Raw genomic sequence first — 20,465 nt, forward strand, 5'->3', positions numbered from 1 at the left:
AACAAGCAAAGCACATTGAGGCTCCTCATGCCGTACGGCCCTTAGACTCCATAGCTGCACCCATCGAATTTTCACTGACCTCTTTTAGCGGCACCACGCCAACACCCATAGAACGCTCAATAACAAGGCTATCGCCACTCTCCGCTAGCAAGCCCTGCAGTTTCGAAAACTCTCCGCACCATATGGTCTCCGCATCGCGATCACGATTTACATCACGATCGGACGACAATGCTACCGTCCTCACTTGGAGGCGCCCCACGTGAGCTTGACCTCCGATCTCAACACCGTAACCCGGATGCGATGATTTCTTGGCGATGACATGCCCATCCTGCGCCCAAGCCGTTTCCATCCCTTCATTGATCTCATAGCCCAACTTAGCAAGGCCGTTTAAAATTGCTTTCCGTCTTCCTACGGCTTCTCGTTGTTGTTGCAGCTCACTTAACGATACTCTGCAAGCATTAGCAAGTTCATTGATCTCGGTCATTGAGGTAGCAGAATCGCAGGCAGCTACACGACGAACCAAGGTGTCGGTTGTGCCGCTAACCTCGCCAATTTCGGCCGCTAGCATACTCAGTTCGGCCAAGGCAGCGCGCTGAACTCGATTGCGATCAATCGCGGACACTAAATCCATGGTTAGGCTATCCATCAATAGATTTTGCTGAGGTCCTGAATCCTTCGACTCGATAGACGCCAAGCGCGTCGCAAAGTCCGCTGACTGGCTTTCATTCAATTGCGTCTTAAGCTCGGCCAACTTCCGATCAATTTGCTCAAGCCGCACGTTGAATGGGCTCATGATCTCAGGGGATTTCCAATTGTTTGCTTCCAGGTGGCCCAGGCCTGTTAGGTGACGATCTAACAGATCCTTCTGCGCCTTGGTAAGCCCGGTACTTTCTTGAGGTACCAAAAAGGCAAACGCTTGCGCAAGGACTGAATCGACGCCGCTTATCTCATTTCCTTCAGCCACCATCCTCAAGTTTGCACTCAATGCTTCCGGAAGCTCAATACCTCGAGATCTCAGCGCCTGCAAAACCGTGGCCGCGCTGTTTCTGGCTTCTCGCCGGCGCGTCAACCTGCGGGCGGCCTTATCAACTGCGGCTTGCTGACGTCGCTCAAGATCATCGTTCAAATACGCCACCTCCTCAGGAACTGACTTTTGAAGGTCCACGAAGGAATCGCTTGCCAACAAATGGCTAAGGGCGTTTTTTCGTTCTAACGTCGTGGCGATCTCGTCATCTGTTAGCTCTCCGATTCGCTTACCTTCAGTCGCCCACATAGCAAAGGCTTGGTCCAAACGCCGCAAAAGCCCTTCACAAATCGCGACGAGCTCCTCCCGCGTCACAATACGTACAACTTTAGGGCCGCTCATACCGCAGACTCCTTGCTTAACGCAGACTCAATCGCAGACCGGAGACGGTCTTTCTCGGCCTCGCTATTGTGATACCAGGCCTGTGAAGATATGCGATGTAAATTTGGAATGGCCCTGCGAAGAACAGAAGGACGCCAAATGTCGCGGGCCCTGGCATGTCGAAGAAGTTCATGGCGCGGCGCATCGCATTCGATCCCAATCGCATATAGCCCCGTTCGTGGATCGGCAACCGCAAAATCTATACCGAAAGCATCCCCCTCCTGCGCCAATACAGGATCAATTTCCAAGGAATGAAGGTAGTCGAACACATCCTTCGCGAAGCCATCCAGTTTCTTTCCTTGCTGTAGTTTTGCATTTGCACGCTCACTATGCATGCGTCCAAGTAGCGCTCGCCCATTAGCTATTTCTCCATTAGACATAGCTCGCGCATATTCCATATATCCTTGCAAATAGTCCCTTGGAATAGCGGGCTTACGTCGTGTACTGAGCATGTCTGAGATGTCTTGAATCGGCATAGAAGTTACCAGTACAACCTTTTGTCTTGCACGAGTCACCGCAACGTTCAGACGACGCTCGCCGCCCTTTTGCCCAAGGACGCCAAACGACCTTCGGAAGACACCTTGGCTGTTTCGGCCGAAAGTAGTGGAGAAGATAATTACGTCGCGCTCATCACCTTGCACATTCTCCACGTTCTTCACAAATACTGCCATGTCCTCCCCATCCTCGATGCGCGCAGCCTCTTCCTGATAAGCTGCTCGGAACGCTGCGTCCTCTTCGGCTCTTTGTTCCAGTTTCTCCTCAATCAGGTCGGCCTGTTTGAGATTGAATGTCGCCACACCAATCGAAGGGCGATCTGCGTAAGGTACTTTCCACAGCTCTGCCAAGATTGTCACCACGCTATCCGCTTCATCGGCGTTGGTTTGCTTCTCATAAAGTCCATTCACCTGAACTAACTCTAGAGGTTTTTCCTGTTGGATCGTCGCATCGGGATGGCGAACAGGAACGCTAAGATTGTTCTCGTAGAACGCTGCATTTGAATAGCTAATCAGCTCTCTATATGCAGAACGATAGTGAATTTGCAACGTCGTAATTGGAAGGGCGGTTCTTGCGAGCTGCAAGAGATCAGGGCAGTCCTTGATTTCGCGGCGGTTCCAAGTCTCTTCAAACTGTTCCTTCTCTTCTTCGCTAGCGTCGTCATCAGGCTGATCACCGTCAAAGATTTCTGCTTCATCGCTCTCCGCACGACCAGAGAAGAACGCGCTAGGCGGCATTTGCTTCTCGTCTCCACTTACAATCGCCAAGTTTCCTCGGAATAGGGTAGGAAGAGCATATTCGACTGGCATCTGTGATGCCTCGTCGTAAACAACGGAGTCAAACAAATTGGTCTTCAATGGGAGAACGCGGCTAGCGACATCGGGATTCATGAGCCAGACAGGGCGCAAACTCATCAATCCCATTTCAGCCCCAAGTTCAATGAACTCTCGCAAGCGGCGGGAACGCTGTCCCTTTAGTCGCGTCACGTCCTCCCATTGCTTAGGCGACGCTAGACGGCTACGATCAATTCCTTCACGAAGAACATCGCGATTTAATCGACGCATCTCATCGTCGGCAGCTGCCAAAGACTGAACCTTCGCAGCTGTCTCGGTCTGCTCCAACAGCAGTTCTGGCCTGTCCTGCTCCATTCTACGTTTCCAGCCCAGTCGCGACTCCCTGTTAATTAAGCGACGAACTTCGCCGTCCAAGCTATCCAGTGGAACGTAAACTATCGACGATTCGTGGGCACGCATTATGGCGAATAGCTCCAACGCTTCCTTACTCAAGTTCTGCGAGCGCGTACGGAATTGTTGATACGCGAGCAGAGTCGGAAGTGCGTCTTGAATTCGGTTGAGAATGCTACGATCTTCAACGTTATTCTGAATGGATTGCTTAAATTGGCGAATCTGTTCATCGATAATCCAATCTTCCAGGCCGGACAATGCACCTAAGCTTTGCATACGTGCAGCATGGCGTACAAAAGCGCGTTCGAAACTGTCCAATAGATGGTCAACGTCCGAACGCTCTCCGGTCATGACTGCAGCATCAAATTCTGCACCACGTGGCGCTACCGCTAAGTGTTGCGCTAGTTCTCGCACCTCTTCCACTTTACGAAGTCGAACCAGACACTCGTCAGAAAGAGTCGGACCACATGTCGAAGAGACTGCCTCAAGTCTTAAGCTGCCAGAAATTGAATTCAATTCTTTTCGACAGGGGCGCCACTTCTTCTCAAGGCGTGCTGCCGCAAACAGCTTTTCAATTGTGTCGGACTCCTTAATAGCTCCCGCATCAAGACAGAAACTTAGTAATTTCTTTCGTCTAATGTATGTCGCAGGGTTGATCCAGCTAAAGAACGTCGGCGGGCGGACTGCAAGACTAGCTTCTCGCTCAATCTCTGAGAGTTCGACATCGGACAATTTTGCAAGTGCAAGCGACAAGTTGGGTTGATATCCCGTCCCATCAATCAATAACAGATCTTGGCGCAATCGCGTAAGCGAATCGCAGTGAATGTGGCCCGGCGCATCTACCTTTCCGGCTGGTCGGAACAATGGTAACCATTGAGCCAAGCGTTTTCGTTGAACATCCTCCAATCCTGACAACCGCCCGGCATTCTTGCTAATCCAGGCACGATACGGCTCTGGATCGTCCACATCAAAATTAGATGAGTATTTATTTAGGACATCCGCTCGACTCTGTTCCGCATCAAGAAAGGCGTTGAAGGCAAGGTTGAACTCCTCAATCGTCGCCTTATCACTTGCGAATACTTTCAAGCGATCTAGTACGCTACCTTCGAATTTGGCCGGTAACCAGTATCGTGCTAACGGCGCGCATTGCTCTTCGAGTCTCGACAAAGCTGCTAAATCCAAGACAGCGAGCCGACTGCGTAATTGGGGCATGTTGATCGGTGGAGTGCCCGATTCAAGTTGAATGAGTTCGCCCAACAATGCGCGGTAGCTCAAACCTGTCGCGTCATCTGTATCGTGAAGAGCTCGGTGCAAACGGTCAAGTTCACCTTCTAACGATTCGATTTTTGCTGCTATGCGCTCGCGCTGTTTAACCCAACCGCTTTCAAACATCGATCCTTTGAAAATTCCATCGAGCTGCTCACGAACAGTCCGTATCGTGGGCTCCCGATCTTTATTGACGTCATTAATCATAATGACTCGATCGCCAAGTCCCTCTGCAACCAGTCGTTTATGAACGACTTCCAGGGCGGCATGCTTCTGGCACACAATTAGAAGACTCTTTCGGCGACCAATAGCATCCCCCACCATATTTACAATGGTTTGGCTCTTGCCGGTACCTGGAGGTCCCTCGATTAGGAGGCCTGGTTCATGCCGAGCCTTCAACACTGCCGATTCCTGCGAAGGATCGCTGGCTACCGTTAAGAATCGATCAATCTCTGCGCCCGACTCAACCGGTGTTTCGAACTGTGCCTTTTCCTTTAGCCGCAGCATAGACTCAAGTGCCGTTCCTGACGGCGATAACACTTTCAGTTGACGTAGATCCTCGCCAATTGCCTGACCGCTGAACGTTACATGGAACAGTACAGCGGAGCAATGGAGTTCCAACGTACTCAATGGAATCTCGTAGGCTGGAGGAGGTAAGCTCTTCAGCTGCCTTTGCTCAACTGCGGCCAACATGCCAAACGAATCTAATACATCGGTCATCTTCAGCGCCGACCTCCCCAGAACTTCATCTGCTGCCTGGCGCCAAGCCTTTACCGCATCCCGCCCCAGCAAACCCTCCAACGCTGGATTAATGCGGACTTCTTCGCGTTCACTATCGAATGCAAGTGAGACTTGCCCGCGAGCCCCCAATTCCATCAGCAACTTAATTGGCCAAAGCAGCACCGGGGTCACTCGAGGCCGTACGCTACTTCGACTCCCTTTTATAATCAGAAATGGAAATCCCATGTACATGCCATCGATACCGGTGTCGCGTTTATAGATGGAAGTTTGCCTATGCAGCGTATGAAGTCGACTCTCCAGCGAAGGGTTGTCAGCGAAAACTGCAGGGTCGATCTGAATTGACTGGGAGTTTCTCAGGAGCAGATGTTCAAGGACCGCTACACCTGAATGGCGCTTGGTGTTCATCTCCGTAATGTCTGCACGTCCAGTGGACTTCCCAATGGTCATACGAACCAACGGTCCTCTCATTACAGCTGCGGAAACCTTCTTTTCAAAGAATTCCAAGATCTGAGACACGTACTGCTGCTTTTGCGGCTCAAGCCATTGGTCTGCCGGAATACCGAGCAGCACTATTGCCTCGTAAAGCGGCAGGCGGCGTTCCAAACGAAATTGTTCGGCCAAATCGTCAACTGCCTTCTTGCCGGTTCGAGCAAATCCCGAAATCCGGTCATCAAGCTTACGGAAGAGCTCCGAACGCGATAGCTCCAGATCCGTACGAGCGGCTTCCATATCGAAGGTTTGAATGCCCTCTTTCCCGGCGAACTCTTGCGCTAACTGTAGAACAGCATCAACCGAACGGAATTGGGTGGCCGCCGCACTTAATAGAACGATCAAATCCTCTTCGCTAATAATCCGTTTTTCGGACAAGGAAAGTAACCCGGCGTGATCAGAATCAGGCCACAGCAATCGTTGCTGTTCCCAAAGTGCAGCCAAACGAGCACGCGACGTCGAAAGAAGATTAATGCGAACTGTGTCTTCGTTGAGCTCGATGCCGAGGTTGGCTGCTCGATGACGGACAACTTCTGCGCGGACACGCAACTGCGAAAGCCAGGTCTCTGTTTCGATTCGCTCTAGAAAAGGCGGAACCGCGCCAGTAATTAAGTCGTACCCCTCTAACGCGTTCTGCAGTAACCAACCAGGCGTTACGATGTCGCCGCGCAGAATTAGAGGAATCTCCGGATTCAACAGCTTCAGCGCAATCATCAGACGACAATCGTCGTCTATCTCGTCCTGCTGCATCACCTGCCGCAAACCAGAGATTGCGATAATCGGAAGGCCGGCCTGTTCAGCCCAAGTTATCAAGACGCCTCGATTTAAATGATCTTTCGCCTCATCCCAGTGTTCGTGCTCTGCAGCCGCAAGTGCGAACACACTCGGCTTGTAAAATCGCTTTGCGCTCAGGGAGATGCTGCTTCCGTCAGTGCTATCGATTTCCGTCGCAGATGCAGTTGGAGCGACTACCGCTTTTCCTTCCAGCCACTCCTGAACCTGCTGCCACTGCCAGCGCTCATTTCGATCTCGAGCAAGTAAGCCGCGCAATAGCAAATGAATCTGTGGATCAAGCGCTTCGGGAAGGGGGACGCCATTAGCGAGAACATGAATTAGGAATGCACGAGGATTTGTACCTTCAAAGCATCCACCGTTAGTCAATTGCTCGAGCAAGATCATCCCCAAGCTCCACCAATCTGATGCGGCAGCGACACCCCCGGCAATCGCCTCTGGGGCCATATAGCGAGTTATTTCGAGAGGGGAGACTATGTCGAGGTCAAACTCGGATAGGCGCGCTGAGCCAAAGCCGCTAATTACCAAGTCAAGTGGTTCATGGCTGCGCACCAATAGTGTTCCCGGTCTTAGGTCTCGATGCCTGAGACCTGCTTCCGAGAATGAGTGCAACGCTTGTCCCAGCTCTGATACGACGTGGCGTATCGCAGCTAGGTCACTGACTACAATCCCCACGTCTGCTAAGGTGCCGCCGCTAAGCTCCTCCGCAACTTCATAGGCTCGCTCATCCCAGCGACCAGTCGCGATAATTTCAGGTACATGCTCTCTGGGTAGGCGTGCTACGACATCATAGACCGATGGATCAGGCTCCGCACCTGGCCGATACAATGTCAATACGGCCTGTCGATTGGTGTCTACGTGCTGGCAAATGTACCGCTCGCGTACTCCATCGGTATTGGAGATCCTACGCAACAGGCGCCATCCATCAATTCGAGTCTCTTCAGGATTTTGCTGTGGAAGCGGATTATCGGTTTGACTAATGTCGACCGCAGCACCGTTGATTGATGACCCTCCCGAGGACACCGGATCTGCGCCACACTCAAGGCACATCAAATCGCCTTCGCTCATAGGATGTCCATTCATGCATACAAACGCGGACGAAGCCACTGCTTGCCCGTCGCGCTGATGCACCACTTCTTCCTTAGTGAAGACGTCTTGAGGTCGATCACCCGCTGCTCGAATGGGAAGAGATGATAGGTCCCAGTGGCAGGGCCGATCATTGACGACACCTTCGCAAAACCATTCCTGAACGGATCGCTCAGTTTTGCAGTTTGGACAAAAACGCATCATGATCTACAGCCCCCGGTTCTTCTTGTTCTACTTGTTCCGCGCCTTATCTGCGCTAATTTTGACTTGATGCCCCTGCTGGACTAAGAGGTCCTGAAGAAGGAAAAAGTCACTGCGACTAGGAATTCCCGCAAACCAGACGCTGCCATCTGCGTCAAACATCACATCCAACGATTTATCGACTTCCGACAATGGCCGCTCGTATTGGCTAAAACGCGTTCGTCCGAGGGCTGTCAAAAAGTGCATGCGCTGATTGTCACTGCCTCGTAGCGGTCTCGATTGAGTAGTGCCGACGTCGAACGGCTCGGAGATGAGTACATCAATCAAACCTTCAACTTTCATGAGACTCGGTTTGATTTTTTCGATGGCGTGACCGCTGTAAACCAATATGTCGACAGACGTCTGTCGACGAAGTCCCGCCAGCAAAGCCTCAAGTGCTTCTGGTTGTTCAAAAGGCTCGCCCCCTGAAATCGTGATTCCTTCTGCGTGCGACATCCACGGGTGGATGTGCGCCAAAACTCTCGCGATCGTTGTATGCCCAGAACTTTGGTTCCAGGTGTCAGCAGAAATGCAGCCTGGGCAACGAATACTGCAGCCTTGGAACCAGATACCAATACGTCGTCCTGGACCCAACGCTTTGACAGGAAAGTGCAGGCGAGAGATTCTTATATCCATTCGCTACAGCTTTTGCAGTTGGAGCTGCCCAGAATCGGCCTCGGTCAAAATGAACGCCTCTCCCCTCTGAGCATTTTGGTCGAATAGTCCTCGCGCAAGTGGATTTATCAGACGCGATTCCAATTGATTTCTGATACCACGTCCGCCGTTGGAAAGGTCTCTCAAACACTCCTTCTTCAACGACGCAGTCGCCGCCTCGTCAAGTCGGACAGCCATACCGTTCGTAGAGAGTTCATCGAAAAGGGCGCCAACCATTTGCTCAAAGATTTGCTCCGCCACTTCCTCACGGATAAAATCGAAGACTATGATGTTTTCCCCGATACGGTTCAGTATCTCTGGGCGATTCAGTACAAGCTTGAAGTGGCGCTGTATTTCGCCAAGCACTTTTTCCTGAACCAACTCAAACGATTCGCCTGCAGTTACATTAGGCATTCTCTCGCCTGACTCACCCTGGCGGTAGATCCCTAGGTTAGATGTAAAAATAATCAACGCTTCGGAGAAATAGACGCGATCACCCCTGCCCGACGTAAGAACTCCATCGTCCAAAATCTGAAGAAACTTATCAAGAATTCGAGGGTGTGCCTTCTCGATTTCATCGAATAGAACAACACTGAACGGCTTCTCTCGAATAGCATTTGTAAGCTCACCTCCGACGTCATATCCAACATAGCCTGGTGGAGCACCGATCAAACGCTGATCCGAGTGTTCGGCGCTAAACTCCGACATGTCAAATCGAATGTAGGCGCTTTCATCACCAAATAGCAAACTTGTAATGGCCTTTGCTAGCTCAGTCTTGCCGACACCTGTTGGCCCAGCGAGGAACGCGACACCCCTTGGCCGCCCGCCCTTTCGTTGCGTGGCGACGCCCGTCATTGCGCGCTTTACCAAGTCCAGCAAATGCGTCACTGCATGCCGTTGTCCTTTAACGCGCTCATGAATACGTTCCTCCGCATCGCGAATCTTCTTTCGATCGATCTGCAACCAAGGGTCCTCTGTCACGCCAACCTTGTAACGGCGAACCGCGTCAGAGATTCTCTCGATGGACACATCTTCAATGCGCGCCAATGTCGCAATGGCATTCATGTCTGAAAGGTAGAGTCCCTCTGCACCTTCAACAAAAGCTCGTTCTGCGTCACTTCTGGCTTCATCCGTCGCTTGCGAAAAGCCCGGAACACCTCGCAAGAGAGCCTGCGAAAGCGCACGTCGCGTAGCGCCGTCTGGCTTTGAAATAGGAATATGCCGAACTCGTGGGTTGTCGATTAGGACCCAATCCGGAATATCGCCTTCTTTATCAACGATCCAGATGATCGTATTAAAGAAGGGGCGACGCTGTTCACCAATAGGCCGAGCCTGTGCGGTATGGCTTAGTACAGAAGCACGGGTGAACAAGCCATGCTCGGCTGCGCTCAAGGATTCATTACGTACGATAAGGCGTGAGGCGAAATCGACGATTAAGGTCGACGGCGGGCCATCGAGTTCGACCAGCCGTTCAAGGACATTTCCAAGAATATCAACGCCGCCAGGTGATACCCCATTTATCGGCGTCAAGCCAAGGCTGGTAAGCAGCGAATCAGAATGCTCGTCAGGATTGGAGCGGCTTGCGGGAGTTTTGAACCCAACTAATGGATCCCAAACCACAAACCGCGAATAGCCTACTTCTCGAAGCGCGTCGCACACAGTGCTAGTCAGCGACTGCGCTGTAATTATGCCGGGCGCCACTTCCAGCGCCTGTAGATCCCTAACATTGCCCGAAAGAACAAACTGGCTTTTCAATGGCAAAAAGCGCAATAAATCGCGAAGCCAACGGGCTTTAACAAAGTCCGAATTCTTTGTCTGATTATTCATGACCCCAATCCATTGCCACAGAAGAACTGCGTCCAAGAAAGCCATATCATACCAAGGCACGCAACTTACCATTATGCAAGTTACATTGCCAGATTGATAGTTATTCTACTTGTAAAGATCTGCTCGGGAAAGGAAGTGTCTACCATGAGTCACTTTGAGCAACACATTACGCGAGCTGATTCACAGTAGACCAAGCCGACTTCGTAAAGGACGCCGTCAGTAGCTTTATGAAGTCATAACTTCTTAGAACGCACTGCTAGCCGAATTTGCGTCAAACACTCCAGCGTCACCTCGCTCGGCACCGATTGCTCGGAAAGCCGAAGTGCGAACTCCACTGGTGTATAAGAAGGCTGCCGTGTCAGCAGATTAATTGCTTCGCAAATCACTTGAACGTACTCGGGTTCATCTAGAACTGACTGAACACCGGCGCGCACTTTGTCCGAAGAAGACCACCAACTCGAACTCCACATGTATCGGAACTGTCCGGCAGTGGCGTTGTTGAAACTGACTGGACGCGGGGCCTTTCTCATCCGCTCGGCGGCAAGTAACTCCGCTTTTGCCTTGAATTGCATTTCTCGAAGCGCGGTTTGCTGCCTTTCAAGCGCCTGTCTTCGTGCGACTTCGGCCTCAAATTCTTGCCGTATACCTTCCAGCCTTCGTACGAAGGCTGCGGTATTTTCCGTAAGCAACGCTCGCATTTCCTCGTCCAGGTGCCTCGGATTATTGTTGGAGCCGCCGTAATGAGACTTTGTTCCTGTGAGTACACCGCCATATAGGCGCTGAAAACAATCGCTGCCCAGCACTACGAAGTTGCCTCCGTCAAGAACAACATGAATTCGAGCGTAAACGCCATGACCACAACCTTTCGCTTGGCAGCGAACTCGATCTCGATAATCGACCTCGACGACGTCGATGAGGCGAGCAGTGGATGACCGATGCATTAAAACGTCCACATATCGACTACTTCTTGCAACTTCATACGATATCCAATTAATGAAATTTCTTGCCGATTGTAAAGGTATTCCTACCGCCGGCTCAACAAAAGTACGTGCCTCAGAATTTTGATCACGTCCCAGCAAAGGCTATATAAATTCCCTCCACCCATCGGCGAAATAAGCTCAGTCGCGGACACATCGGTCTTGCACTTTTCGGACACGCGAGCTGCTATCCGTGCACTCCATTTCTCACTTTTGCACCATATAACCAACTTCGAATTTCGTGGAAAAAAGACGCCTACAGCTTTCGCAGTTGCAATTTTCCATGCCTACCATCCAGATGACAGCCACTACAGGCAGGTATAGGATTGTGAGACGCACGTATGCGGTCCGATGGTTCAGTCTTGGCCTTAGTTGCACAGAATCTATGTTCAGTGCCCACCAGTTGATCAGTCGGGAACTAGCAATGTCACGAACATTCGCCATCACTGGAGGGCCACATGAATACCCCAAAACCCAAGCTGCCCAAGGCCGAACGCGACCTTATCCTGACCGGCGCCATCTCTCGGGCACTGAACGCGATGATGCTGCTTCAAGGAACTAGAGTGACCTTTGGACGGAAGATCGGATTCCTTGATTTCGAGAAAGAAATCTTCAAGCTGTTGGAAGCGCTTTATGTCATGGGCCGCGATATCCCAACGCCTGTGTTCCCGCAGCCGGAGCCGACCAAGTTGAAGTTACCTGAGTCGGTGCTCAAGGGGCGCCGCACGACGACTTCCTAAGCATCGTAGCCGCGCTCAGTTGGCCTTAGCCATGGTCTCGCGATCTGAGCTGTATGACCGGGTGTGGCAAGAGTCGATGCTCAAGATCGCGAAAGAGTTTGGGGTGTCATCCAGCTATTTGGCGCGTGTATGCACTCGCCTCAACGTGCCACGCCCAGAACGCGGCTATTGGGCGCGCATTGCGGCCGGCCAGCGAGCCCCTAAAGCAGATTTGCCAGAAGCTCTACCTGGCGACGAAATCTCCTGGAATCCAGGGGGTGGGGGCGTGGCAATTCAAGGACCAACTGATGCCCGGCTAGAAACGACGGTTGCCGCGAGGCGGACAGCCGCTAAGGCTTCGCTCAAAGGGCCGCATGATCTCATCGCCACGGCGAAACCTCACTTCTTGGCAGGAAACTTATCCAGGGAAGGCAACTACTTGAAGCCGGCCAAGCGCAACTTGGTCGACCTGGTCGTGACCACGGAATCACTTGATCCCGCGTTGTCGCTAGCAAACGAGCTCTTCAATGCCTTCGAGCGCAAAGGGCATCGCGTCATCTTGGCGGCGCTGAACGAGTCCGTCTGCAGACCCGAAGTTGACACACGAGACACCCCAACGAAGCAGCCCAGCTACAACAACCTGTGGGGGCCGGCGCGCAAAACCGTCCTGTATGTCAACGGCACCCCGATTGGCTTGACGATCTTCGAGATCACTGAAGCCACTGCAATGCGATACAAGGGCGATGGCGAGTACGTCAAAGAGGCAGACTTCGTTATGCCGAAGGGCGCCCACTGGGAGCAATTCCATTGGCGGTCAGTTAAAGACATTCCTTCTGGCCGGCTTTGCCTGCAGGCCTATTCGTCCTACTACACTGCTCAATGGTCGCGCCAATGGAAGGAACGTCATCCCGGTGATTTCCTAAAGAAGGTCACTGCACTCGTCAAAGAGGTGATTGCCTGTGAAGCTGAAGCCGCCGAAGCCATCGCGACTGGCAAACAGCGCGCCGAGGCCGAAGACATGAGATGGAAAGCGCAGCAGGAGCAATGGCGAAGAGAAGAGCTGCAACGCAAGAGAGAAGAAGCGGAAAAGGCCAGCCGCAATGAACTTGAGACACTCCTGGTCCGGTGTGAAAGATGGGATCGTTTGGACCGGCTCATCGAAGCGGTTACTATGCAGGCAGCTGACGCCAGCGACGAAAGCAAAGCCCGGCTCGATATGCTCATAGACGCGGCTAAGAGGATCGAAGGGCGGCGGCCGACGCTCGAAGATTTCCTTGCTTGGAAGACTCCGCACGAACGAGGGTAGAAGTTGTGCCTTCTTGCACTCCCTACGGCTCAACCCGATCGAATCGGTTTCGTCCTTAACTCGTACGTTTTAGACGATGCCGTCTCACCGACTCGAGAGCATCGCTCACCTCACCATCAAGAACCAAGCCCAGTGCGCTGGACTAGCCGAAACTTTCTGACCATGCACACGAACAATGGCGAGCCACAACTGATGCGCAACATGGCGCTGGCTATTTGCGAAGACTGTCTCTCTTAGATGCCGATGCCTCCGTTCCCGCCCTTGCTTCACTATCGCTAGGTGAAATCCGTTGTAGCTCATCAAGCACGGCATTGATCGCACCGACTAGAGGCGCAAAGAACAAGCGAGGCCCTTGCTTGGCGGCAGCTATGAACTCGGAGTAGAACGTCGGCTTCATGCTCAGTTTTCCTAAACTTCCCAAATCTGATTGCCCCGTCGGATGCGGCTTCCACTATATCCAGTTTAGCACTCGCTGCACGTGCCAACCGTCATCCGGGCAACGCCCCCCAGCCAACATAAGGTCACTCAGCAGCCGTTGGCGCGTCGTGTCATCGCGCTAAACGTGCATTCAGGCACTTTTCCACCGTCAAACTTTGGCGTTTACGCCACATGAAGGTGGCCTAAAAAAATATTTTGCACGACGTGGCGAGCAATTGCCTCTTATGCAACTTTATGTTTTATTGCGTTTTCTTGCCATCAAAAAGCAATCTCTTATTTTTTAAAAATAATTCCCTGAATTTTAATGTCATTTTTTCATGCTTAAAGTATATTTTTAGCCCGTTGCGCGCAACAAAAATACCATTAAATCAATGACTTAAGTCATCTTCCATTTTTATTGCTTTAGTGTTTTAATGCCGAAAAACGACCATAACCCAATGGTCGGCGGACGGTATAACTGCTGAGAATTTGCAGTTATACCCAAGAGATATGCGCGATTGCATAGGCCCTCGTTCGTCCAAAATTTTTAACACCTACTGCTCAGCACGCAGTCGTCACAGAAGGAAAGCAAGAAAGTGTTTACCCAAGCAACCACTCACAAGCGCAAACCACGGGGTTTCCCCAGCTCCGTCGAACAAGGAAGCCGGATCCTTGGACAGACTGGCGGACGCCCCGCACAGATGTATCTGTGCGAGAAAGCCCACGGAATTTGCCCAGCAGAGAGTCCACTTGAAAAGACAATCGGTCAGCTCGCAGGACTCGACCCTTATGTTCTTTCCAATGCCCCTCAACCGTTCACCATTGACGTGGTCTCCGGAGAACTCCTGCGCACGCCAGAGGAACGAAAACTTCATCGCATGACCCGCGATCGGTCTGACGCACGCCAGCGCGAATACACACCAGACTTCTGTTTCAACTTAATCGACGGACGACGAATCGTCGTGGAAGTAAAAGATCCGCGTTTTCCATGCAAGGAGGAATATTGGCGCAAAGTTGAAAAGGCCAAAGAACTACTTCGCGCCCGTGGTTATCACTTTCAGGTCATCTCCATGGTATACGCGCCAAGCGCACCGTTAGTGCACAACGCCGATCTCTTGGCGGCCTTCCAACGGAACTTCAAGAAGACCATTACGCAAAGCCAATTGAGCGCCATCGAGACCGGGCTGGGCGATGCAGTGTCGAGCCTTGGCCACGTTGCTCAGTTGGCGGGGCTGTCACTCCGAGAAGCTCCTGCACTTGTGCTGCATGGAGTGGTGGCCGCCGACATTTCCATCGCCCCGCTCGGTGCGAGCACACCAGTCTGGTTGGCTCATGGGGACCTGGAGCACCTCGCGGTCCTGGAATTCATTGGAGACACGAAATGATCCATCGACCCCGTAACAACACAAGCGCTTCGCATGCCCCCGCCACGAACCTTGCTATGGAAAGCAAGCGTAACGGCCAATCAATAAACATGCGTTTGTCCAACGCTGCGATCCGCGTACTGCCCAATCCCCGACCAATTCCATTTATCCATACCGCGAACAACGAACCGTCGCACATCACAAACTTTAGCAAAGAAGAGGCCGCCAAATGACACGACGCCTGAACAAGAATGATGTGATCTCGCTCAACGGGGTCGAACTAGAAGTCGTAAGTCTAGACCCAGGCCGCGACTCAGTCATTCTCTTTGACTTCAAAACTCAAACGATGCGATCCATGAGTTTGAAGCAGTTGCGCCGCAAGCTTTCGGATGGGGAAGCGACGTCCAATGCAGCCGCAGCTACACGAGGTCGGATAAAGAATTTAGAAGTAGATAGGCCTTCCTATGCCCAGTTTCTCTACTTTGATGCCATCAGAAAGGGAATCAACGACCTCGTCAATAAAGGAAACTCCATTCGCAAAGCGATTAATAAACTCAGCGAGTCACTTGTTACGTTAGCGACTGGTGAAACTCGATCGATGTGCTCTGAACGGCAGGCCTATCGCATCGCAGAGATGGGGAACGACGAGCTGCTCGCCATGTTGCCAAACTACGCGGCTCGGGGAAATCGCACGGAGCGCTATCACCCGCGCATGAAGGAAATCATTCTCCAGGCTATCCATGATCTCTATGCCGTGGTGCATTCCCGATTCTCCATTCCAAAGCTAACCGAGACTGTAAATGACATAGCTTGGGCAGAGGGAATTCTTGGCAGGGACAAGGCGGTCAGCAGAAAGTATGTCCGAAACTTCTTGGTGAACAACTGGAGCCCAGATCATGGGGACTACAAGCGGCTTCATCCTAGCATCGCTAAATCCAAGAAAGCCATCGCAAAAGTACGGATCAAGCCAGGTGCCCCACTCAACCGGGTGGAGATCGACACCGTAAAGCTTCCATTTGTCTACCTGCGTGGCCATAAGAAGTTTGAGCACTTATGGCTCATGCACGCTATCGACTGTGAGACCTCAATGGTACTGGGCTGGTGGCTAATGTCAGCATCACCGACGACAGACGACACCTATTCCTGTCTCGGTCGAGCAATTTTTCCCAAGGCTGACTTGCTTACCAAGATGGGTGTCAACTTCACGGTTGATCCATATGGATTACCAATGAACATCGTGTTTGACAACGGTCCGGAGAACTCGAAGCCGCGCCTTGCAGGATTAACCATCCTCGGCACCAACCTCCAATGGGCAGAAGTCCATGGTGGCCATCGCAAGCCATTTGTCGAACGCCTGAACCGTTCGCTGAAAGAAGCACTGGAGACAATGCCCGGCTGCACTCGCTTCCAAGGTAAGGATGGCGAAAGGACAAAGAATGCCTTCAACGACGACAGCCTCATGACCTTCGAAGAAATTGGTCATTGGATCGGACGTTGGTACTACGAATGCTGGGCCAACACTCCGCTCGAACGGTTCATAACAGCCGAACACGAGGTCGACAAGTGCCTAGGAGTCACGCCTGCGGAGCGTTGGGCAAAATTCGAAAGCGAAAACGTACTTCCGCTCTGCCCAACGCAGGAAGATTGGCGTCGTGCGCGCTTCATGAAGTCGACCGGTTCACTATCGGCAAGGACCGGAATCACGTTTGAGCGGTTCACGTTCCGGGGCGAAAATCTCCCTCACTTGATCCACCAGTATGGTCCCGATCACAAGGTAGATTTCTTTTACAACCCGCACGATTTCCGAACCATTTACGTTCCTGATAAAGAGACTCGGGAGTGGGTTGAGTTGGTCAATTCCGAGGTGGATAGCAACACCCCGGCATATTCCTTTGACGTCGCAAAACAGCGCAAGAAAGAGAAGCGTGCCGCGCACAATCCGTCGCCATTCAGAGCACAGTTCAAGAGTGACGTGATTGCGCGATCGACTGGGAAGCCGTCCAGGAAACAGACCAAAGACGCGGATCGGAAAGCAACGTTTGACGACGAGCGTGCAAAGCAAGCGCAGGCACGGGCTGAAGAGAATCCACTCAAACGTAATTCCGCACTTGACCCATCGTTCGACACCTTTGTTGCTGCTGATGCAGTTGAACCACTCGTTAAACACAAAAAATCTGGAAGGGGCCACCAAATGAAGCATGCAACTAGAGCCGGCGAGTTAATCCGCGAGAACGTCCAAACAACGATCTTCGATCACTTGATCTTTACTGACGTCCTGACGCAGGTTGACCGCTGTGTCCAGGATACGCTACGGGGCTTCAATCCGTGCTTCGAGATGCTCATTGGCCCGTCGCGCTGCGGGAAGAGTGAGGTCCTTGAAACGATAACGCGCAAATATCCTCCAGTTTCAGAAGGCGGCCGACGGAGCATCCCAGTGCTGCTAGTAGACGTGCCTTCCGGTGGGGGCGCTAAGGCCCTCGACAAAGCCGTTATCCGCGCAACTGGCGTTCCTGTCCCGGAAAGCATGAAAAACGAAGACAGCCTGAAGCAATTCATGCTTAAGCAGCTGAAGTTGGCAAACGTACGTGTAATTATCTTTGACGAAGCCAACCACCTAGTCGAGCGGGGCGCCAGGATTGTTTCTGCAGCCGCCTCAGATTGGTTCAAGGTGCTCTATAAGAATGCTGTGAACGTAGGCATTGTGCTGGCTGGTGTGCCACGATTGGCGCGTCTGATTGACGACAATCCGCAACTGCGTAACCGCGTCGGAAAACCCATCTTCTTCTCACCTTACCGATACGATGATGCAAAACATCGAAAGGCCTTTGCAAACTGCGTTGCCGCATACATTTCAGAATTCGAGGAGCACGGCTGCACTTTCACGATGCCGTTCGATAACATGGTTCGCCACTGCTACGCGGCCAGCGCCGGACATATCGGTCTACTCGCAGCCTTCTTCGCATCGCTTGCCACAATTGCGCCCGCACCTTGTGAAATTACTCGCGAACTTTGTCGCGAAGCTAGCTTGACACGAAATCTACCAGGCAACGGTTATGCAAAGCCGTTCCAGCAGGACAAAATTGACGACCATCATCTGATGGAGGTTTTCAGTTCAGAGCTTGCCCTGTACGACGTGATCTTGGATCGTCTTCACCCTCACCCCGACCGTACGGGTGCTCATCCCCATCAAGAGGAGGCATGAGCGTGACCGGATTACTTTACGTTCCAGACCAAGTGGCAGGTGAAAGCCTGCGTGGGTATTTGCGCCGCCTTGCCATAGGTAACGGCTACCCAGGTTCACGCGAGCTAGTTCAGGCTGCAGGTTTCAAATTCACCAATGCAGCACTGGTGAACGACATTGACGCAATCTTAAATTCCTTGGGTGTCCCTGCAAGCAAAGTTCACTCCGCATCCCCAAAACAGCCGCAACAATTGGCGGAAAACTTCTACGAGCGCACGATGTACGAGCCTGTATGTGTCCACTGCCTCCAGGAGGCAGAGCGTTTGAAGAAAGTATGGTCGCATTGCCTGGTCGTAGCGTGTCCAGAGCACCAATGCATGCTCATTGATCGCTGCCCACAGTGCCACGAAATGCTGAAGACGACTAGGGCGGGCATTGCGACCTGCGACTGCGGCTTTGATTTACGTAATGCCAGTCCAACAGAAGCTACACCAATTCAGAGCTGGTCAAGCGCCCGCATGGTTGGTGACATGCGGTCAATAAGGTTCGTAGACGAAATTGGCAATGAGGACGACTATCGCCACCTCGCTGATCTGATATTCCATATGTCGATTCGCTCTGACCCAAAAATCAAGATCAAACCTGGCTCCGCTATCCGGCCGAAGACTATCGACGATGCCGCTACGTTGATTCAGCCTATTCTCGAAATACTCGAGGACCTGCATCCTCGACTTACCGCGCACATCAAGGCGCGCTTCGCCGCCGGCAATCAAGATGCGTTCAATCTGCATGGAAGGCTTGGCTCCTGGTACAGGTCACTCGAGCAAATCTGCAAGAAGTCTGGGGCTTTTCCTGTAATCTGGGAGATCTTCTCAGACGCCGTTTTTGATAATTTCGATGGTTTCATGCGCGGCCAAGCTGGCCTATCGCCTTCGCCGGAACGACGCCGGCAGTATCTCGGGGTCGCTGAGGCAGCAAAGTTGATCGGCGTAAGTAAGCCTGCGCTTCAAGAAGCCATCGAGCGCAAACAAATCCACGTTCGGACGGGCTGCGAAGGCATCAACTACGCGGTGCACATGATTTCTCGCGAACAATGCGAAACAGCACGTCAGTTACGCGCCAGTTGGATGACTCCCGCAGATGCATGCGCTTTCCTGGGCGTTCCCAAGTCGGTTCTGCGACACCTCGTCAATGCGGATATCGTCACGCCTGACCAAGAATGGGCTCAGACCGTGTTCAAGGCCGGTCCATTCGATAAGGAGCAATTGATCGGCTTACGCGAATACTTGGGGGGCGCCATCCAGGCAAGAGCCACGCGGCGAACGTTCCGGCTTGACCAGATCGATGCGCGCAGGACGGTCGACTTGAAAGCCTTGGTTCGCATCTATCGGGCGATTTTCTCTGGCGATCTCAAACCGACCGGACGAAGTGAAAATGAGGGACTGGCAGGGTTCCTTTTCCCAGCTGACGAAGTGATGCAGTACCTGGGAGCAGCGGCATTGGACGAAGGCCTCACATTAAGCCAACTGGCACAAGCTACTGGTTGGAAGTATCACAGCATCGCCGGCTGGACCCATCAGAACTTGCTCGAGTCAGAAAATGTCATCTTGCAGGGGCGACGTTCACGTGTCGTGACTGTGGAAGGCCTGGCGAACTTCCGTCGCAAATGGATTCCGGTCTCCGAAATTGCAGCCGCAATGGGAAGCAAGGGTTCGGCCGTGACCAGACACCTGGAAAGTAAGGGAATTGTCATCGTCGGCCAAACGCACGAAGCAGATGGTGCGGCACGCGGCGGCCTGATTCGTATTTCCGACCTAGGGCGACTGGCTGGCCTGGTCGGTAGCATCTCGCGCAAATCCAATGAAACCTCGAGAGGCGAACATGTCGACTAAAGGCCCAGAAAAGCTGCGGACAACGCAGGATCTGATTTTTCATAGCGATGACTGGCTTACGGCCGAAGAACTTGATCGTCAGTTGCAGGACATGCGGTCTGGCCATTCCGCATATGAATTGGAACGGCAACGGCGCATCTTTAGCGTTGAGCGAGACGGCGCACATTATTTCGCACGTTACCAGTTCAATGCACATCTTGAACCATTACCTGTCGTCAGAGAGATTCTAGTGCGCCTGGTGCTGGTGGAAAGCTGGGCGATCGCAGCCTGGTTCCATTTCCCCAATGGCTGGATCCCACTTGACGATGCCGGCAAGTCTCCTGTGGCGCCGAAAGACGTATTGAATCGACGCGAAGAACTACTTCAGGCCGCCGAAAAGTACAGGAGCACTTATGTGGCCTGAGGAACTTTTGCGCACGTCCTGTGGAAT

General features: G+C 52.4%; 11 protein-coding genes. 6 read left to right on the forward strand and 5 right to left on the reverse strand.

Features of this window, described 5'->3' with window-relative positions:
- Positions 1-25: 25 nt before the first annotated feature.
- The 5 genes from ACQ4MM_RS05225 to ACQ4MM_RS05245 form a co-directional block, all read right to left on the reverse strand.
- Positions 26-1,366 carry a hypothetical protein gene (locus ACQ4MM_RS05225; RefSeq protein ID WP_431476381.1) on the reverse strand — a complete coding sequence of 447 codons (1,341 nt, stop codon included), beginning with the start codon at positions 1,364-1,366 and terminating at the stop codon, positions 26-28.
- A complete protein-coding gene (locus tag ACQ4MM_RS05230; RefSeq protein WP_431476382.1) occupies positions 1,363-7,662 on the reverse strand; it encodes an AAA domain-containing protein in 6,300 nt (2,099 codons plus the stop codon). The genes ACQ4MM_RS05225 and ACQ4MM_RS05230 overlap by 4 nt, the downstream gene beginning before the upstream one ends.
- A gap of 27 nt (positions 7,663-7,689) precedes the next feature.
- Positions 7,690-8,334: a 4Fe-4S single cluster domain-containing protein gene (locus tag ACQ4MM_RS05235; RefSeq protein WP_431476383.1), complete on the reverse strand. Its 645-nt coding sequence runs from the start codon at positions 8,332-8,334 to the stop codon at positions 7,690-7,692.
- Positions 8,335-8,337: 3 nt separating this feature from the next.
- Positions 8,338-10,179, reverse strand: a complete 1,842-nt coding sequence (locus tag ACQ4MM_RS05240) for an AAA family ATPase (RefSeq protein ID WP_431476384.1) — start codon at positions 10,177-10,179, stop codon at positions 8,338-8,340.
- Positions 10,180-10,412: 233 nt separating this feature from the next.
- Positions 10,413-10,982, reverse strand: coding sequence for a hypothetical protein (locus ACQ4MM_RS05245; protein ID WP_431476385.1), 570 nt, complete (start codon positions 10,980-10,982; stop codon positions 10,413-10,415).
- A 632-nt stretch (positions 10,983-11,614) separates the two neighbouring features.
- Here ACQ4MM_RS05245 and ACQ4MM_RS05250 point away from each other — a divergent pair.
- The 6 genes from ACQ4MM_RS05250 to ACQ4MM_RS05275 all read left to right on the forward strand — a co-directional run bounded on the left by ACQ4MM_RS05250 (position 11,615) and on the right by ACQ4MM_RS05275 (position 20,438).
- The gene (locus ACQ4MM_RS05250) at positions 11,615-11,896 is read left to right on the forward strand and encodes a hypothetical protein (protein WP_431476386.1); all 282 of its coding nucleotides are present in this window, start codon (positions 11,615-11,617) and stop codon (positions 11,894-11,896) included.
- Positions 11,897-11,972: 76 nt separating this feature from the next.
- On the forward strand, positions 11,973-13,181 hold the full coding sequence (locus ACQ4MM_RS05255) for a hypothetical protein (protein WP_431476387.1): 1,209 nt from the start codon (positions 11,973-11,975) through the stop codon (positions 13,179-13,181).
- A 1,013-nt stretch (positions 13,182-14,194) separates the two neighbouring features.
- Positions 14,195-14,983, forward strand: a complete 789-nt coding sequence (locus ACQ4MM_RS05260) for a hypothetical protein (RefSeq protein WP_431476388.1) — start codon at positions 14,195-14,197, stop codon at positions 14,981-14,983.
- Between the two features lie 208 nt (positions 14,984-15,191).
- Positions 15,192-18,164: a TniB family NTP-binding protein gene (locus tag ACQ4MM_RS05265; protein ID WP_431476389.1), complete on the forward strand. Its 2,973-nt coding sequence runs from the start codon at positions 15,192-15,194 to the stop codon at positions 18,162-18,164.
- Positions 18,161-20,035: a TniQ family protein gene (locus ACQ4MM_RS05270; protein WP_431476390.1), complete on the forward strand. Its 1,875-nt coding sequence runs from the start codon at positions 18,161-18,163 to the stop codon at positions 20,033-20,035. The genes ACQ4MM_RS05265 and ACQ4MM_RS05270 overlap by 4 nt, the downstream gene beginning before the upstream one ends.
- Entirely contained in the window at positions 20,025-20,438 is a 414-nt protein-coding gene (locus ACQ4MM_RS05275; protein WP_057262317.1) for a hypothetical protein, read from the forward strand. Before ACQ4MM_RS05270 ends, ACQ4MM_RS05275 begins: the two co-directional genes overlap by 11 nt.
- Positions 20,439-20,465: the final 27 nt, after the last annotated feature.

The organism is Massilia eburnea, from assembly GCF_050709955.1.
GTDB lineage: Bacteria > Pseudomonadota > Gammaproteobacteria > Burkholderiales > Burkholderiaceae_D > Rugamonas > Rugamonas eburnea_A.

Coding starts and splice junctions, on each gene's coding strand:
- ACQ4MM_RS05255 (WP_431476387.1), top strand. CDS start 11,973: ATGCTCAAGATCGCGAAAGAGTTTGGGGTGTCATCCAGCTATTTGGCG.
- ACQ4MM_RS05230 (WP_431476382.1), bottom strand. CDS start 7,662: ATGATGCGTTTTTGTCCAAACTGCAAAACTGAGCGATCCGTTCAGGAA.
- ACQ4MM_RS05275 (WP_057262317.1), top strand. CDS start 20,025: ATGTCGACTAAAGGCCCAGAAAAGCTGCGGACAACGCAGGATCTGATT.
- ACQ4MM_RS05240 (WP_431476384.1), bottom strand. CDS start 10,179: ATGAATAATCAGACAAAGAATTCGGACTTTGTTAAAGCCCGTTGGCTT.
- ACQ4MM_RS05270 (WP_431476390.1), top strand. CDS start 18,161: ATGAGCGTGACCGGATTACTTTACGTTCCAGACCAAGTGGCAGGTGAA.
- ACQ4MM_RS05225 (WP_431476381.1), bottom strand. CDS start 1,366: ATGAGCGGCCCTAAAGTTGTACGTATTGTGACGCGGGAGGAGCTCGTC.
- ACQ4MM_RS05265 (WP_431476389.1), top strand. CDS start 15,192: ATGACACGACGCCTGAACAAGAATGATGTGATCTCGCTCAACGGGGTC.
- ACQ4MM_RS05235 (WP_431476383.1), bottom strand. CDS start 8,334: ATGGATATAAGAATCTCTCGCCTGCACTTTCCTGTCAAAGCGTTGGGT.
- ACQ4MM_RS05250 (WP_431476386.1), top strand. CDS start 11,615: ATGAATACCCCAAAACCCAAGCTGCCCAAGGCCGAACGCGACCTTATC.